This window comes from Janthinobacterium rivuli (genome assembly GCF_029690045.1).
GTDB classification, from domain to species: Bacteria; Pseudomonadota; Gammaproteobacteria; order Burkholderiales; family Burkholderiaceae_D; genus Janthinobacterium; species Janthinobacterium rivuli.
This window is the reverse complement of sequence record NZ_CP121464.1, coordinates 1529314-1545630: the sequence shown is the minus strand read 5'-3', so window position 1 is coordinate 1545630 and position 16317 is coordinate 1529314. Positions and strand designations below refer to the sequence as shown.

Genomic DNA, 16317 nt, shown 5'->3' with positions numbered 1-16317 from the left:
CAGCTGAGGCGGCTGCCCGTATCCCCCGCATTTACTCACGCGGCGGAAATGCGTATGCTAGGTCTGGCAATCTCCGATAACACACAAGAACGAGACACATGCCTACTTCCGACACCGCCGCAATCAACGCCGCAAGCCGTCCCCTCACCCAACAAGACTACAAGACCCTGTCGCTGGCCGCCCTCGGTGGCGCGCTGGAATTCTACGATTTCATCATCTTCGTCTTCTTTGCCAACGCCATCGGCCAGTTGTTCTTCCCGCCGGAAATGCCGGAATGGCTGCGCTTGCTGCAAACCTTCGGCATCTTTGCCGCCGGCTACGTCGTGCGTCCGCTGGGCGGCATCGTCATGGCCCACTTCGGCGACTTGCTCGGCCGCAAGCGCATGTTCACCCTCTCCATCCTGATGATGGCCGTGCCGACCTTGCTGATTGGCCTGCTGCCGACCTATGCCACCATCGGCCTGGCCGCCCCCCTGCTGCTGCTGTTGATGCGCGTCTTCCAGGGCGCGGCCGTGGGCGGCGAGGTGCCGGGCGCCTGGGTGTTTGTGTCCGAACACGTGCCCAGCCGTTTCACGGGCTTTGCCTGCGGCGTGCTGACGGCCGGCCTGACCGTCGGCATTCTGCTCGGTTCGCTCGTTGCGACGGGTTTGAACACCGTCTACACACCAGCAGAAATCACCGATGGCGCCTGGCGCTATCCATTCCTGCTGGGCGGCATCTTCGGTTTCGGCGCCATGTATCTGCGCCGCTGGCTGCATGAAACCCCGGTGTTTGCGGAAATGCAGCAGCGCAAGGCGCTGGCCACGGAAATGCCGTTGAAATCCGTGCTGCGCAGCCACCGCGGCGCCGTCGTCGTATCGATGCTGCTGACGTGGATGCTGTCGGCCGGCATCGTCGTCGTTATTTTGATGACACCTGCCCTGCTGCAAAAGATCCACCACATCGCGCCGCGTACCACCCTCGTCGCCAATACCGTGGCCACGCTGTGCCTGGCCTTCGGCTGCATCATCGCCGGCATGCTGGCCGACCGCCTGGGCGGCAAGCGCGTGATCTTTGTCGGTTCCGTCCTGCTGGCCATTTCCACGTATCTCTTCTACACCACCGTCGGCAGCCGTCCCGACCTGCTGCTGCCCCTGTACGCAATGACGGGCCTGTTCGTCGGCGTCGTCGGCGCCGTGCCCTACGTGCTGGTGCAAGCGTTCCCGGCCCAGGTGCGCTTCTCGGGACTGTCGTTTTCCTACAACTTGTCGTACGCGATTTTCGGCGGCCTGACGCCCGTGGTCGTGACCCTGATGCTGAAGAACAACGTGCTGGGCCCTGCCTATTATGTGATCGGCGTGTGCGTGGTGGGCATGCTGACGGCACTGTTCATCAAGGATCAGCGGCAGACCGTGGGACGCTAGATCCGCGCAGCGCACGGGCTTGCCTCGTGCGCTGCGGCAACTGCCCCGGTAAGCTATCTAGAAAATAGCAACAGGAAGTCTTCAAAGGAGTTTGCAATCTTTCGCCAGTAGTCATCGTCCCACAAGATGACAGAGGGCACGCTGCGGCCCCCTCTGTAGTCGAAACAGAATGGACTCCCGTCACCGGCCATGCCGAAACAGATGATTTCTGTAAAATCAATAATGTCCGGCATGGCTCCCGGCTCAGCACTGACACTTCCAGGCTCCCCATAGCAGCCATCACCTACGAAACACACGCCAAGCTTCGCTGTCTGGGCACTCAATTGGCTCACATCCGTATAGATGTGAGCCAATTCCGTCTGCAAGACGTTACTGAAAGAATCGAGCTCTTCCCTCAGTCTCAAATTGCAAAATCCTTCCGCCTCCCGATATATTGCTGCAAAAGCAACATACTCGACGGGCAGATCCATACCGTTCATCTGCATTGCTGACTTTACCTTTCACAATCGGAACATAATATTAAAACAAAATTGCTTCTGCGCCACCTTCGGGTGGTTTTTTTCGCCCGGATTTGTCGCGCTGCACCAAATTCTGAAAAGGCGTTTCACATCGCGAAATTTCAAACAGCGAACTCATCCATTGACGCTCTCACTTTTTGAAAATTCATTTCACATCCTGAAAAATATTAATTAAGCCATTGAAAAACAAAGACTTAATTTAAGTTATATGTCTTATATAAGACTTGAACATAGATGCCAATCGGCCTACTATTTAGTCATGCAGTTTGCTTCGACAAGACGTTGTGGCGCACTCGGCGATTTTCTCAAACATTGCTTTTCTTTTTAGGAGATTCACATGTCCCAATATCAAGACGACATCAAAGCTGTTGCTGGTTTGAAAGACCAACAAGGCAGCGCCTGGAACGCCATCAATCCCGAGTCCGCCGCCCGCATGCGCGCCCAGAACAAGTTCAAGACCGGCCTGGACATCGCCCGCTACACGGCGAAGATCATGCGCAACGACATGGCCGCCTACGATGCGGACCCATCCAAGTACACCCAGTCGCTCGGCTGCTGGCACGGTTTCATCGGTCAACAGAAGATGATCTCGATCAAGAAGCACTTCAACAGCACCGACCGCCGCTACCTCTACCTGTCCGGCTGGATGGTCGCCGCCCTGCGCTCCGAGTTCGGCCCGCTGCCTGACCAGTCGATGCACGAGAAAACCGCCGTCTCGGCCTTGATCAAAGAGCTGTACACCTTCCTGCGCCAGGCCGATGCACGCGAACTGGGCGGCCTGTTCCGCCAGCTGGACGCTGCCCAAGGTGATGCCAAGCAAGCCATCCAGGCCAAGATCGACGGCCACGTCACCCACGTCGTGCCCATCATCGCCGACATCGACGCCGGCTTCGGCAATGCCGAAGCCACCTATTTGCTGGCGAAACAGTTCATCGAAGCGGGCGCCTGCTGCATCCAGATCGAAAACCAGGTGTCCGACGAGAAACAATGCGGCCACCAGGACGGTAAAGTCACGGTACCGCACGAAGACTTCCTGGCCAAGATCCGCGCCATCCGCTACGCCTTCCTGGAACTGGGCGTGGACGACGGCATCATCGTCGCCCGCACGGACTCCTTGGGCGCCGGCCTGACCAAGCAGATCGCCGTCACCAATGAACCAGGCGACCTGGGCGACCAATACAATTCCTTCCTCGACTGCGAAGAAGTGTCGGCCGACGCGCTGGGCAATGGCGACGTCATCCTCAAGCGCGAAGGCAAGCTGCTGCGTCCAAAACGCCTGCCAAGCAACCTGTTCCAGTTCCGCGCCGGTTCCGGCGAAGAGCGTTGCGTGCTCGACTGCATCACCTCGCTGCAAAACGGCGCCGACCTGTTGTGGATCGAAACGGAAAAACCGCATATCGCGCAGATCGGCGGCATGGTCAGTGAAATCCGCAAGGTCATCCCGAACGCCAAGCTGGTGTACAACAACAGCCCGTCGTTCAACTGGACCCTGAACTTCCGCCAGCAAATCTTCGACGGCATGAAAGCGGCAGGCAAGGACGTGTCCGCCTACGACCGCGCCCAGCTGATGAGCGTGGAATACGACCAGACGGAACTGGCGATCGCCGCCGACGAGAAGATCCGCACCTTCCAGGCCGACTCGGCCCGCGAAGCCGGCATCTTCCACCACCTGATCACCCTGCCGACGTATCACACGGCAGCCTTGTCGACAGACAACCTGGCCAAGGAATACTTCGGCGACCAAGGCATGCTGGGCTACGTGGCCGGCGTGCAGCGCAAGGAAATCCGCCAGGGCATCGCCTGCGTGAAACATCAAAACATGTCCGGCTCGGACATCGGCGATGATCACAAGGATTACTTCAGCGGCGAAGCGGCGCTGAAGGCGGCTGGTAAAGACAACACCATGAACCAGTTCTGAGCTTTTGGCTTAACTGTAGAGTGAGGAAGCCCGCTTCGGCGGGCTTTTTTGCGAGAGGGGGATTCCTATCATTGAAAGGAAGCTTTACTTCACTCGTACGACATCCGTCTTAGGTGAGCGTCTCCCCCTAAACATACCCCGACGGAGCCGGTATCGAAAAGTCCGTCACAAATCCATCAGACGGTGACTTGTTCCTAAGTATGATTCCTCGATTTCCATTTTTTACTCCCGAAATGAAACGCCCCTAGCTATCGACTAAGTCAACAGACAGGCAGAACTGAAACTATGACTGCTAGCGTCATTCAGCCGGTCATTGGCCGGACTTGCCGTAGGTACGGTAGCGATATCCTAGGCAGAGTTATTTCTGAGGTAATTCTACCCAAATCTGTCTGTGGGGGCCCGGGATGGTTAAAGGTTTTGTGCACCTACTTTGCGTCAAAGTGCATTTAGCCAAAACCTGGAACCTGTGTATCTTTTCACGAGCTTGGATTTTTCATCTGGGCCACCAGCCCACAACCAATGGCATTAATTTATCCAGCTGGCTTGGTTTTTACAGCTTTGAAAAATTTATGTTCACGTCTAAATGCGGCCAAATCGAGGTCTGCCACGTTAATCGAAATCTGATCGACACCGTGAGCATGCGAGACTAATCTGTCAAAATTCGCTTTATAAGGAGCCTGAATAGTTGACCCACCATATTCTCCTTTATTCACCACAACCACATGCTGATACATGTGATAATTCAATGCCGCAGCCATCGTATCGAATGTATTTACATCCCGGTTATGTGCACACACCACGAATAGATCTGTTTTATCTTTCAGATCTACAGCCAATTTCAAGTCAGTAGCATCATAACAAATCGCCCCACTCATAGTCATTGGGCCTTCATCCATACCAGTCACTTCAATAATATGCTGACATGGTCGATGTCCGGTTATTCCAAGCGACTTTTCGCCTTTTGTCATGTTGTGCTTTCCTTGATCCCTAATTACCCATTGACGTCCAGATTTTCGGATATCCGGAATGAACCAACGCGCGATGTTAACCGTTTTCCCATCGTGCTCCGTAAAAACAAGTCCCGCAAAAATAATTGCTTTCGTTTTGTCTGCCAAGCGTTTTATTAGATCTTGATCATCGGGATGAACCGAAACCTCAGGAAATACTATTAAATCTGCGTCGGCTAAATTTTTATCGTTATCTGCTTCGAGTTTGGTGCATAATGTTTTATATGTTAATTGGCATATATTTGCTAAATGAGATCTATTTTCGGCTCTCGCTCTCGGCAAGCTTAATGTAGGATCGCTTAAGGAAAAATCACGATCTCTAGGGAGTAACTGTTGCACGACAACAATACGAAAAATTTTTCGATGGGCTAATGAACTTCTATCTACTGATGTGACGAGGGCCGGCAATTGAGATGTGGTGCAATATAAGTTGTCGAGCAAATTCTTTCGGTCAATAAGGACAGATTTTAGATTTTTTACATCAGAAATTTGAGAAATATCTTGGTTCTGCAGAAAGGTTGATTCGAATCCAGGCCATTGCAAACATTTCATCAAAAGTTCAGAAAACCAACCTGAAACAGTTGCATAGTTGCCCACTAAAATTTCAGAAGCATGCATCATTCCCATTCGACGTTTATACCATCCTGTTTTCAGACCTTTGTAGCCAGAAAATTTCTTTCCATTCCACGTATTGCCAGTGAAGTCGCTTCCACCAACTGCAGCTGCACGAAGAATCGAACCAATCCAATACACAATCAGATGCTCGGAATTTTCGTCGTCAATCCAAGGTGGAACGGAAAAACGTGGGTCCGCAGCCACTGCTCCTGATATGGGTTCGCAATCGATCGCTGTAACTGTCGGGCGCCACAATTCACTCCAATCACTTTGTTGTCCAATTTGATTTACAATAATTTCACGGGGTGACAAAGGAAGAGACTTTAAATTTTTCTGTGAAAAGTCAATTAAACCCAATGCCAATTTAATAAGACCCATCTCGTGTTGAAAACCGTTTCTGTCTGATGCAATTACTTTTGATAGCCTTTGGCGTTTTGACTTCAAATCACTGGACGTTATTGGCGCGGCCCAGTCCAAGCGCTTAACAAGTAAACGTTCTGCTGGGTTTTTTGAAAGTAGCTTCCATACACTAAACCAAAAATCTCCGCCTCTTTTTGCAATACTTTCCAAGGCTTCGTATTTACTATCATTGTCAATCTCGTTTATATTTTCTAGAAGTAACATTGCAAACGTATCTGAACGCCCGGTTATTTGCGACGCAACTTCAAATAATGCTATACGCTCGCGTTGAAATGGTGGCGGCGAACCGGCCAATATCGCATGTAGGCTATTTTGGATCGACTTCTCAGGCTGTTTCACCAAAACTGGTTTTTCACGGGTAGCCAACAGTAGCAATGCCTGACGTTGGACAAATTCAGGTACATTCTCAGCCGCAACTGTGCGTTGAGCGTACATAGAGGCAATGTCCAGAAGATCTTCTGGCGCGGAGGACTTGGGACAATCAAATCGCTGAAAATACCCACCAAAGTCCACGCAACATCTAAATAAGTCAGCCAAAAGAAAATCCATCATCGCTGCGCTCTGGATATTTTTGCTTTTTCCCGAAAAACTTGTTCGTCTATAAATTGCCTCAATAACCGGCTCAATAATGATTGGAGAAGGAAAAATTTCAATGGCTTTTCGTAGAACCAAACCAAGCGACGGATCTTGCGTCCAAGCCTTAACTAATTTTTTTGATAATAATTCACACTCATTATCAGATAATTTTTCCGCATCGGGATTGTGAGCATCGAAGAAAGTTAATTTCCTTTTACTTTTAATAACGGATTCTAGTCTATTTGCCGCAAAACGTTTCAACGTATCCAGTCGAATGTCATGATCAAACTTTACCAGTCTAAATAATTTCTTATCGCGCTCCAGCTCTGTTGTATCCGGTACATCATCCGGCTGAGAAATTAATAAACCTTCCAGCACAGCAGTTGCATTTTCTAGAACGTCGCGGTCGGCTGGGCCGCTCAATTCAGCTTGCAATAGAGCAAGCCTTCCCGAAAGACTACCGGTGTTATCCAGATCTGAAAGCGAAGTTATTTTTGTTTTTTGAGGATTTATTTTTAAGTCTTGCCCTGCAAATATTTTAAGTTTTTTACTTATGAATTTATTTATTGCTGTGGCAATCTCGTCAACACCTACATTACCAACGCTCACTACTAATCGCAAATCGTCTACGTAACGACAATAGTCATGCAAAACAATTCCGGGAACATCTGTTATTCCTTCGCCGATAAAATCTCCAATTTCTCGGTCAAATGGAATCATATAAGCGTTAGCTAGGAATCCTGATGCGACTAGACCTTGTGGCAAACCATTTCCCAATTCTAAACCTAGTGATTCTGCGGTTTCTTCGGCATGTGAACTCCACTTCCAATTAGTTATTTTTCGCGCTGCATTCCAAAAATTATATAAAATTTTTGTATCATCGTACCACAATGATATGCTACCAAGTCTTTCCAAAAGAACGCTCTTATCGATATTGTCGTAAAATTTCGCTATGTCTAGGTTTATGATAAATACATGGTCAATATCGCTTAAGCTATTGGCGACGGTTCTGCCAATCTGTATTGGCCTTTTAAGGAAGTTTTGATAGTCGGTAAAAAATTTTCGATATGTTTCTCCATTACCCCAACGAAACCATGCATCATTCGATTTCCAGTCGCAAAGCAATCGGTTTCCGTAGCTATAAACTTGTTTTTTCTGTGCGAAATGCGCGTCTTCGACTGCGCAATTGCCTTGGCTACTCTCTACTGCATCCGCGAAACACATCATCAATGCAGTTGCCCACGTTTGATCTCTAACGGTCAAATGCGCAAGTGGTCTAATCGGAGGTTTGGCTCTTCGGATTCTACTATTTTCTTTGGGTACCCAGCCAAGTTTTGCGTCTAGTATCCAAGCCTCGCTTTTTGCAGCAGGCACCAATTCCATTGGGAGTAAGTGAGATCGTGCACTAGCTATTCCTTGCGCCCAAGTAGATGAATTTTTTTCAATATCGAGCGCGGAAATGTCCAGCTCCAAGGTATCCGCGTACCAATTATGGGTGCGAATGTAGCCGTGCGTCTTTTTCCAGGCTTGGCTAATAACTACTTCATCTGTTAAGAGATCAATGTCTGGTCGTAGCTTCCGGTATTTTTCTTGGACTAATTTCATTGTACGGTTTAGGTTATTTTGGGGATATATTAAAATTATAGAAACTACAATGTAATTTACATCGTCGTTTTAGCTGTGCTAATCGAACATTGCTGGCGCCGACTTGGAACTCGCGTACTCTCAAGGTGCCGCACCGTTAGGAAGCGAACTCAACAATAATCCTATCCTTGGATGTTGTCCATCTCTCAATTTCCGCTAAGCCATCAAGTAGCACTGAAAATTTTGTAACTTCCCCCCTCGATGTAACCATTTTTACCACATAGTCAATAGCAGAGATGCATCTCAGTTTTTTGAATTTTCGGAATGCTTCCGAGAAAATAGCGGCGGTCTGGCCACTACGGTAAGGCTCTTTCATAGCCGAGTGTTATTGACGATATTTTTAATTTAACAACTATTGTTGGAGCTCTGATTGACGTATTGGTGCGCTTGCCAGCGAGGAGTTTAGCTCGCCATCGTTTCCAGTCTTCGAATAATAAACTTTGCCGATTGGTGCATGGCACTTGGTAGAGAAAAACTCTTATTTCTTAAGCTCGCCGCTTGACCTCATCCTTAGGTCGCTATCAGTATTCCCGCAAAACGAAATAGTCGCGGAGCCAAGATCAAGTCTGCCATTTGGTCACGGACTGATGCACTGGCCGCCATAAAAGCATGCTCAGAGGAGCGAGGGAGCGAGGGTCAGGTCCGCCATTTGGACACGGATTGGTGCTGTGGTTGCAATAGAATCCCTTAGGTCTTTGTCGGCAGCATCGCGTGCAGAGGACGTGCGTTCGTCGCTATAACTGACCGGGCTTCTGAAGTACTCAATGCATCAGCCCGCGTCCAAATGGCGGACCTGCCCCCGGCCCTTTATAGCTCGTCACGGAAGGCAGCAGAGCTACAATCCGATGCGTCATAAGTCTATTCCATGGTACTGAGTACACGTGCAACGTGTACTCCGACATCCGGATGTGCGTAGAACTACGACCGTTTGGTATGCGTCTCGTCTGCCAACAGCCAGTACAAGCTATAATAGAAGGTTTGTTGTATTTTTTAACTTTTGTGAAAATTATCACAAAAAAACAGTCAAACTAGAGCATTCTGTCGCAGTAGAAAGCTATTTACCCATAGAAAATTGCAAAAATGAACAACAAAAAAATGACCGAGAACTCCCAGCTTGCGGCCACCGCAAGAATGTTCTCGTCTGTGGTTGTTCAAGAGTTGGCAAGGCAAGGAAGGTCTCGCACGTTTGCTCGCTTGCTTGGCGAATCTGCATTGCATGAAGTAGTCAGCGGTTCCGCACCGCTAAGTGCATTTTTTGAATCTGCGTTTGCGCTCTTGACACGGAAGAACTTTCGGTATGAGTATGCCTACCGAGCCGCCGTCACGCATAAAATTTTACTTGGTATCCACTCACTAAACACCGCCTCAATGCTGTCGGAATTTAGAATTGGGACATGCAAGGCTGACCTGGTCATATTGAATGGCGCATCCACTGTCTACGAGATCAAGTCTGAACGTGATAACCTTGATCGACTTCCGAATCAAATCGCCGCGTACTTTAAAGTCTTTTCACGTGTAAACATCATAACGAGCGAGAATCACATAGACGCGGTGCTCGACAGCGTCCCCGATGATGTAGGTGTGTTGCTTCTCAATAGCCGCCTTAAAATTTCCCCCGTACGAGAGGCCCAAGACCGGCTGAAGGATCTGTGTCCGTTGACATTGCTTGACTCGCTACATAGGAACGAAGCGTTTGAAATCCTAAAATATTTCGGTGTGCCCATTCCGGATGTTCCTAATACCCGCATTCACAGCGAATTAGCTACAATCTTCTCAAGATTGCCGCCAAACAAACTCCATGAGTGTATGATAAGGGTCCTAAAAGAAACCCGTAGCTTGCTTCCGCTATCTGAGCTTGCGCGAGCGTTACCAAAGTCATTGAAGCCCTTGGCGTTTTCAAGTTCAATACGCGAGCGGGATCATGAAAGGCTAATCGCATCGCTCTCCACTCCGGTTGCGGAGGCCCTCACCTGGGCTTAACTGCATGTACTATCCATACTTCCGTGGTAAGCAATTCGATTTAATCACTATCCGAGAATGCGCGCCTCTTATGGCGAAAGTCGGATTCACTCCAATTGTAGAACCGGTCAAGGAAAACTTGAACGGTCTCAAGCGTGCTATTGATGCGGTTAACTCGGCTGGAGGGGACCTTATCCTGATTGTCAATCCTGTAAATGGAGAGCACTCTGAGGACCCGGCGGCGCTGACAGCTCTGATGCAAGACGAGTTGAACGAACATCAAAATATCGCTCCCGGCATCCTTTTGAGCGAAGGAATGACCGTTGAAGCGATCATGGCCCTATGTAACTCATATCGTGAGCGGCAGATTACACTCATACATAGCGGCTTCACGGATCGAACACTGGCAGATCATCTAGAGCGAGAGGGGATGGCTATCCGCCACGTATTTGTAGGGGACAATCGTTTATATAGGAAGCACTTCAAAGGTGACGAACGAATTCTCGTTCTAAATGGATTTGAAAAGCGCGCCAACAGGCAGCATCCCGAGTACGAGGAATTTTCTGATCTTCACGTGACTTTTGAAGAACTAGGAATGGATGGATTCGGTGACTTCTTGATAGTGGGTGCCGACTATAGCGATGGAGGTGGTCCGGCTTACTCAGTTGCAATTCATCTGACTTGCATTGACCCATCAAAAGATGATGCTATGTTTATTCATCATTTCAAATCAATTCGCTATGAAACTCCAACAGACCCTGCAGGAAAATTTGCGGAAGCGCTTGACAATTTAGCCGCTGAAGTCAATTCAGAAGGTACGAATATTCTGAAAACCAATGCGGTTCTAGAGTTTTTGTCTCTCCGTGACAGTGGCCATTTCCCAGGGTTGGGCTATGCGAAAAAGTTGTCCATGAATCATCATATTGAAACGCTTGCAGCATATTTTCTTGCAAAAAAATGAGCGACCCGCGCCTGTGCTGCCCCGAGTGCTTCGGCGATCGACATCTACGACGAGAACTGTTTCCCACTCTATCTAAAACGTCCGGCAATTGTTCCTATTGCGACTCGACCGAGCAACCGCTACTAGATCCGATACTCCTTCGTGAACAGTTTGAACTTGTGATCGGCGTCTACAAACAAGATCCGGTAGGCAAGACTTTAGTCGAATTCCTCAAAGAGGACTGGAGATTATTCGAGCGCTTAGATATTGCTCATGCAAAGGACTTGCTTAGCGATATTCTGGATGATGGTCAGATAGTGCGCGAACGGTTTCAAGCCGTGGTAGAGCGAAAATCTGAAGGGCTTACCAATTGGCAGAATCGTTGTGTGGAACTCATGCATTCGAATCGCTTTTTTCCTACCACTAGGGTGGACTTGGAGCGCCTAGAAGAGTTACTGTCAAATCTACTACTTGACCAAGCTGACATGCCGCAATTATGGTACCGCGCAAGAATCCAAGGGTCCGAAGGGACGTATCTCTCTGAGCATATGGGCGCGCCGCCACCTGAACTTGCATCGCACGGTAGAGCAAATCCAGCTGGAATTCCATATCTATACATCTCATCTAGCCCCGCAACGGCGATTTCGGAGGTCAGGCCACATAGCGGCGATTTCATATCTGTAGCAGCGATAACGCTCCCGGAGGGCTTGAAGATTGCAGACCTGCGCAATCCACGAAAGATGGTCTCGCCTTTTATCTTGCCCGACAGTCAAGAGGTGTCAGAGATGTGCGAGGATGTTCGCCTATTGGAGCGTCTAGGCGAGGAGTTGACCCGTCCCGTCTTACCCAAGTCGGCAGCCTACGACTACATTCCAAGCCAATACCTTTGCGAGTTTGCGAAGAAGTGCGGCTACGATGGCGTAATGTATCGCAGCTCAGTTGACGGCGGAGTCAACCTGGCCCTGTTTGATCCTGCCAAGGGGACTGCAAACAATGTAACAGTCCATTCAGTCTCACGTGTGTCTGTGCAGTTCCACGCCGTCTGAACCACCACAGGCGAGCCATAGTTGGACGATTCGGAGAGGGCCGGTAGGCCCGCCCCGTGGCGTCTTACGAGGTGGGGCGCTCCTATCCAGCCACTATTAACTCCCACTCAAGCGACTCCACGCCTAGCGTCAATACAGCGCTGCTGCCATTGAGCGATCTCTTCCGCGTCCCACGCGATAGACTTAGGGCCGATGGGAATAGGTGCTGGCAACACGCCTGCCTTCACCTTGCGCCAGACTGTGGCGCGGGACCAGCCGGTGGCCTCGATGACCGCAGGCAAGCGGAGGAATTTTTTAGTCGTGGTCATAAGATTCTCCTTCGATTGATGAACAGCAAACAATGGAGAGTCATGCCGACTCTCCGCGATCATTCCGGCAGCGCCAAGGCTGCACTCCTTTGCAACTCTTCTGTTCCATTCGCTACTGCCCTGATACAAGTGAGCGGTCATCTGCCCAGGTAGATGGAAGTGACCTGCTCACGCCCATGCCCCATCTCCGCCGAAATCTTCAGCCGCGCGGCGTGATCTACCAATTTTTGTGAAGCATCCAGCTGCCTCGACGTCGGGCCGCCACTGGCTGGACTCGGTCGGCCAGTCAGCTCGGCATAGCGCCGCTGCGCGTACTCATGGCGCAGACCATGCACACCATGGATGCCAGCCTTATCGCACTGCGCACGAAAGCGGTTCAACTGGTCCCGATAGCGCAACTGCGCCGGAATCAAGCTGCCTTTGCCCACCAGCGCCTTGGCCGCTTCCAGCATGGCGCGCTGCTGCATGGTGGCAATCGGCACCTCCCGGTATTTGCCGCCCTTGGTCCAGCTATCCTGCAGCCGCAAGACGCTCCCGCCATCGGCCCATCCCGGCTTGATCTTGATGCTTTCCTCGCGCCGCAATCCAAACGCCGCCTGCAACTGCAAGGACATGCGCGTATAAGGATCGTTCACGCGGGCCAGCGTGTCGGCATCGAGCACCTTCGCCTTCGAGACATTGGTGACAAACACCCGCTCTGCGATGCCGTATTCGCCGTTGGTGCGCGCGATGATGTTTTCCTTGCCGATCTTCTCGGCCCACCAGCGCAGGGCGCTCATGCGATTCTTGATGGTTCCAGTACTGACGCCATCCTGCTTCCACTTGTCGAGCAGCGCCGCCACATGCTTCGGTTTCAGGCTGTCCACGCTCATATGCTGGAAGCCTCGTTCCGCCAGGTCGTTGGCGCACAGGTTTAATAGGCGCTCGCGGTCGGCCTGCGTCGCAAAACTGCCATCCCGGTTGCGGTGACACAGTTGCTTGAGCTGGTAGTTCAGGTCGCGCATGGCAAAGTCATCCTTTCGATCCTTGGTTTTCACATCGATGCCGCGTGGTGTAATCCTGTCTGGTAAGTGTTTCTGGCCACCCTCACTGCCTCGGCAGAAAAGGTTGAATCAAGGGCCTCGGGACACCACTCCCGTGTATGCGGTTGCTGTTACTGCCTGCCCGCGCCGCATGCGCGTGTGGCACCGCTGCGCGCTCCCGGAGGAAGCTGCCGCAGCGGGGACCAATCACCCAGGGTCCATGGAGTGCACATCGTGCACGGATCAACTTCTACTAATCAGCCCGTTGCGGGCAAAGGACATCGCAGGGCTTGCCTGCGATGCGGGGCGCCTGGCCCCGTCACTGAACACCATCACGCGGTGGAATTCCGCTTGCCGCCTGGGCCTATGCCGTCGGCGGCGCGTCGTCACTGGCAGCACGCCGCCAGTAACGACGCGCGCACGTAGCCATGGCATGTGACGGCATACAAGCCAGCATCGCACTCGCGGTGATGATACTGGCGGCTCTGAAGCGCATGCGCTGGCGGCGGCCGCGATGGCATCGCATCGCTGGCATTTCTGCTGACGGTGCGGCTTGCGGCAAAGCCATGCTGTGCTTCATAGGGTGCGCTACCTCGTGGGGCATGCGAACCAATCGGGGCAGGAGTCTTGCTCCTGTTTGAGGAAGCGCCCATCGGGCGCAATCATCCAGGCAATCCGTCTTGCGGATTGTGGGATATGTAGGCGCTGAAGGCAGCGCTTTATCGTGCCGAGATGTGCATGCTTCTGCATGGCCCGGCGATATATATCTCTAGCAGAAACTGCTAGGTATCATGGTGGCGGGTGACGACCGCAACGCCTATGCCGCTAAGCATAGGGACATGCTCGATGCATGCCCTCGTGGGAGCGATTCCCACATAAGAGAACTTCATTCTATGCCTGCTATCGACGTTTGCAAGTGGTTCGTTTCGTCAAGTGCGCTTTTCGTAGTACGCAGAATTGGAACCGGCGCGGGCTGGACTGGTGCCACTGGCATTGACCGGCAGCGTTGCAGCCCGGACAAAGGCTCCGATAGCTAGTTTATGTAATTTGTCCTTGGAAGCGGTCTGCTTGATAAGCGCATCCGTGAGGCGCAGTACATACTTAGACATGGTGCCCTCCCGTTCCGCCATCCCGGCTGAATTCACCACTGATCAGCGTTAATCTGGGCGCCTGCGGCGGCTCTCCCTTGCCGCTTACGGCATCGATGTAGTCGGCCCAATCCTGCATCATCCGGCGCCGTTCAGCCAGGAACTGCGCCCGGTCATAGGCGCTGGCCACCTTATCCTTCGGTGCATGTGCCAGTTGCCGGTCCACGACTTCATGCCGGTAGCCCAGGCGCTCCTTGATGGTGCTCATGGCCAGCGCCCGAAAGCCGTGGCCGGTCATCTTGCCTTTGTATCCCATGCGTCCAAGCGCCACCAGTATCGTGTTGTTGCTGATCGGCTTTTCGTGGTCGCGCTGATTCGGGAACAGGTACTTGCTGCGGCCCGTGATCGCGTGCAGTTCGCGCAGCAGCTCCAGCGCCTGGCGCGACAGGCAGACGTGATGGTTGGTCATATCCGGATTGACGGTCAGCTTGCCACGCTTCATGCGCTGCCATGGAATGATCCACTCGCCGCGCTCCAGGTCAATTTCACACCAGGGCGTCTCGATCAACTCGCTGGTGCGCACAAAGCACAGCAGCATCAGACGCAGCGCAATGCGGGTCGGCGCGAACATACGTGCTTCGTTGCGGTCCAGAATGGCCAGGAACAGCGGTAGTTCGTCGGCGTTGATGGCGGCAAAGTGTCCGGCGCGGACAGTCTTCAACACATCCTTCATATCGGTGACCAGATTGCGCTCTGTGAATCCGCACTGAATCGCGTAGCTGAAAATTGACGCACATACCGCTCTCAGGCGATGGGCGACTTCACTTGCGCCACGCTCCTCGATCTTGCGCAGCGCGGCGATCAGATCGCGGTGCTTTATCTCATCGATCGGCATGCGGCCAATGGCTGGAAAGATGTCCGCTTGCAGGCGCTGGATGGTGTTCTTGGCGGTGCGTTCGCTCCACGTGGGCACTTTGTTGCCGTGCCACTCGCGCGCGATTTTTTCGAACGTGTTGGACGCCTTATCCTTTGCCAAGCGTTTGGCATCGTCGCGATGCTTGGCGGGGTCGATTCCTTGCAGTAGCAGGCGGCGTGTCGCCAGGCGCTTTTCACGTGCATCCTGCAAGGTAATTTCCGGGTAAGGGCCGAACGTCAGCGTATTCTCTTTGCCGTTGGCCTGCCGGAACTTGAACCGCCAGATGCGGGAGCCGGTAGGAGCGACGACGAGGTACATGCCGTCACCATCGAACATTTTGTATGGCCGCTCGCGTGGCTTGGCGTTGCGGATGAGTAAATCTGTCAGCGGAGCAATGATCTTTGGCATGGCAAACCTCCTGCGCGGCATGCTGTAAAGATCAATATAGTCGTTTTTTTGAATTTTTGGGGCAAGCGGCAATGGCTGAGTGCGAGGAGCCCCCAAACTTGCGCCTACTTGAGGTTGATGTCCTAGGACGCTGTGCAACGTCCGGAAACGAAAAAACCGCTTAGAATCAAGGCTCTAAGCGGTTTTTGAGGGACTTCCTGAGACGTCCTGATCTTACTTAATTACTATCCGTGGCGGAGAGAGGGGGATTCGAACCCCCGATAGAGTATTACCCTATACACGCTTTCCAGGCGTGCGCCTTCAGCCGCTCAGCCATCTCTCCTGAAGGCAATGCGCGCGTCTTGCTTGCTCACATTGTGTACTGCATATCGCTTGTCGCGAAGCCGCAGATTATAGCAAAGATTCTACGGACTGCCAAAGTTATTTACCCAGGGGTAAAACCATTGGCTGGCCAGAATTGGTTTCGGATGTTCTCATGCTTCCACCCCAGTAAAAGCTGGGTCAGACCCGGCGGGGGCCTGTGCCCCAG

The 16317-nt window shown here is 51.8% G+C and carries 11 protein-coding genes and 1 tRNA gene; 5 read left to right on the top strand and 7 right to left on the bottom strand.

Going from position 1 to position 16317, the window contains the following annotated elements:
• The first annotated feature begins 98 nt into the window (after positions 1–98).
• On the top strand, positions 99–1403 hold the full coding sequence (locus tag P9875_RS06910) for an MFS transporter (RefSeq protein WP_278317917.1): 1305 nt from the start codon (positions 99–101) through the stop codon (positions 1401–1403).
• Between the two features lie 53 nt (positions 1404–1456).
• Here the strand turns inward: P9875_RS06910 and P9875_RS06905 are convergent, their stop codons facing one another.
• Positions 1457–1882, bottom strand: a complete 426-nt coding sequence (locus P9875_RS06905) for an SMI1/KNR4 family protein (protein WP_278317916.1) — start codon at positions 1880–1882, stop codon at positions 1457–1459.
• A gap of 376 nt (positions 1883–2258) precedes the next feature.
• On the opposite strand from P9875_RS06905, the gene P9875_RS06900 reads away from it, so the two are divergent.
• Positions 2259–3839 (top strand): isocitrate lyase, encoded by a 1581-nt coding sequence (locus P9875_RS06900; protein ID WP_278317915.1) that lies wholly within the window; start codon positions 2259–2261, stop codon positions 3837–3839.
• 530 nt (positions 3840–4369) lie between these two features.
• Here the strand turns inward: P9875_RS06900 and P9875_RS06895 are convergent.
• Positions 4370–8062 (bottom strand): reverse transcriptase domain-containing protein, encoded by a 3693-nt coding sequence (locus tag P9875_RS06895; protein ID WP_278317914.1) that lies wholly within the window; start codon positions 8060–8062, stop codon positions 4370–4372.
• 1119 nt (positions 8063–9181) lie between these two features.
• Between P9875_RS06895 and P9875_RS06890 the strand changes: the two genes are divergently transcribed.
• From P9875_RS06890 to P9875_RS06880, 3 genes are read left to right on the top strand one after another with little or no spacing between them, the layout of a single operon-like run.
• Positions 9182–10081, top strand: coding sequence for a sce7726 family protein (locus P9875_RS06890; protein WP_278317913.1), 900 nt, complete (start codon positions 9182–9184; stop codon positions 10079–10081).
• A 4-nt stretch (positions 10082–10085) separates the two neighbouring features.
• Positions 10086–11021 carry a sce7725 family protein gene (locus tag P9875_RS06885; protein ID WP_278317912.1) on the top strand — a complete coding sequence of 312 codons (936 nt, stop codon included), beginning with the start codon at positions 10086–10088 and terminating at the stop codon, positions 11019–11021.
• On the top strand, positions 11018–12046 hold the full coding sequence (locus P9875_RS06880; RefSeq protein WP_278317911.1) for an RES family NAD+ phosphorylase: 1029 nt from the start codon (positions 11018–11020) through the stop codon (positions 12044–12046). The genes P9875_RS06885 and P9875_RS06880 overlap by 4 nt, the downstream gene beginning before the upstream one ends.
• Positions 12047–12153: 107 nt before the next feature.
• Here the strand turns inward: P9875_RS06880 and P9875_RS06875 are convergent, their stop codons facing one another.
• From P9875_RS06875 to P9875_RS06855, 5 genes are all read right to left on the bottom strand, one after another.
• Positions 12154–12354 carry a helix-turn-helix transcriptional regulator gene (locus P9875_RS06875; protein WP_278317910.1) on the bottom strand — a complete coding sequence of 67 codons (201 nt, stop codon included), beginning with the start codon at positions 12352–12354 and terminating at the stop codon, positions 12154–12156.
• 137 nt (positions 12355–12491) lie between these two features.
• Positions 12492–13358 carry a phage integrase N-terminal domain-containing protein gene (locus P9875_RS06870; RefSeq protein WP_278317909.1) on the bottom strand — a complete coding sequence of 289 codons (867 nt, stop codon included), beginning with the start codon at positions 13356–13358 and terminating at the stop codon, positions 12492–12494.
• 947 nt (positions 13359–14305) lie between these two features.
• Positions 14306–14485: a hypothetical protein gene (locus P9875_RS06865; RefSeq protein ID WP_278317908.1), complete on the bottom strand. Its 180-nt coding sequence runs from the start codon at positions 14483–14485 to the stop codon at positions 14306–14308.
• Positions 14478–15788: a tyrosine-type recombinase/integrase gene (locus P9875_RS06860; protein WP_278317907.1), complete on the bottom strand. Its 1311-nt coding sequence runs from the start codon at positions 15786–15788 to the stop codon at positions 14478–14480. The genes P9875_RS06865 and P9875_RS06860 overlap by 8 nt, the downstream gene beginning before the upstream one ends.
• 231 nt (positions 15789–16019) lie before the next feature.
• Positions 16020–16110: transfer RNA gene (locus P9875_RS06855), tRNA-Ser, on the bottom strand.
• Positions 16111–16317 lie beyond the last annotated feature (207 nt).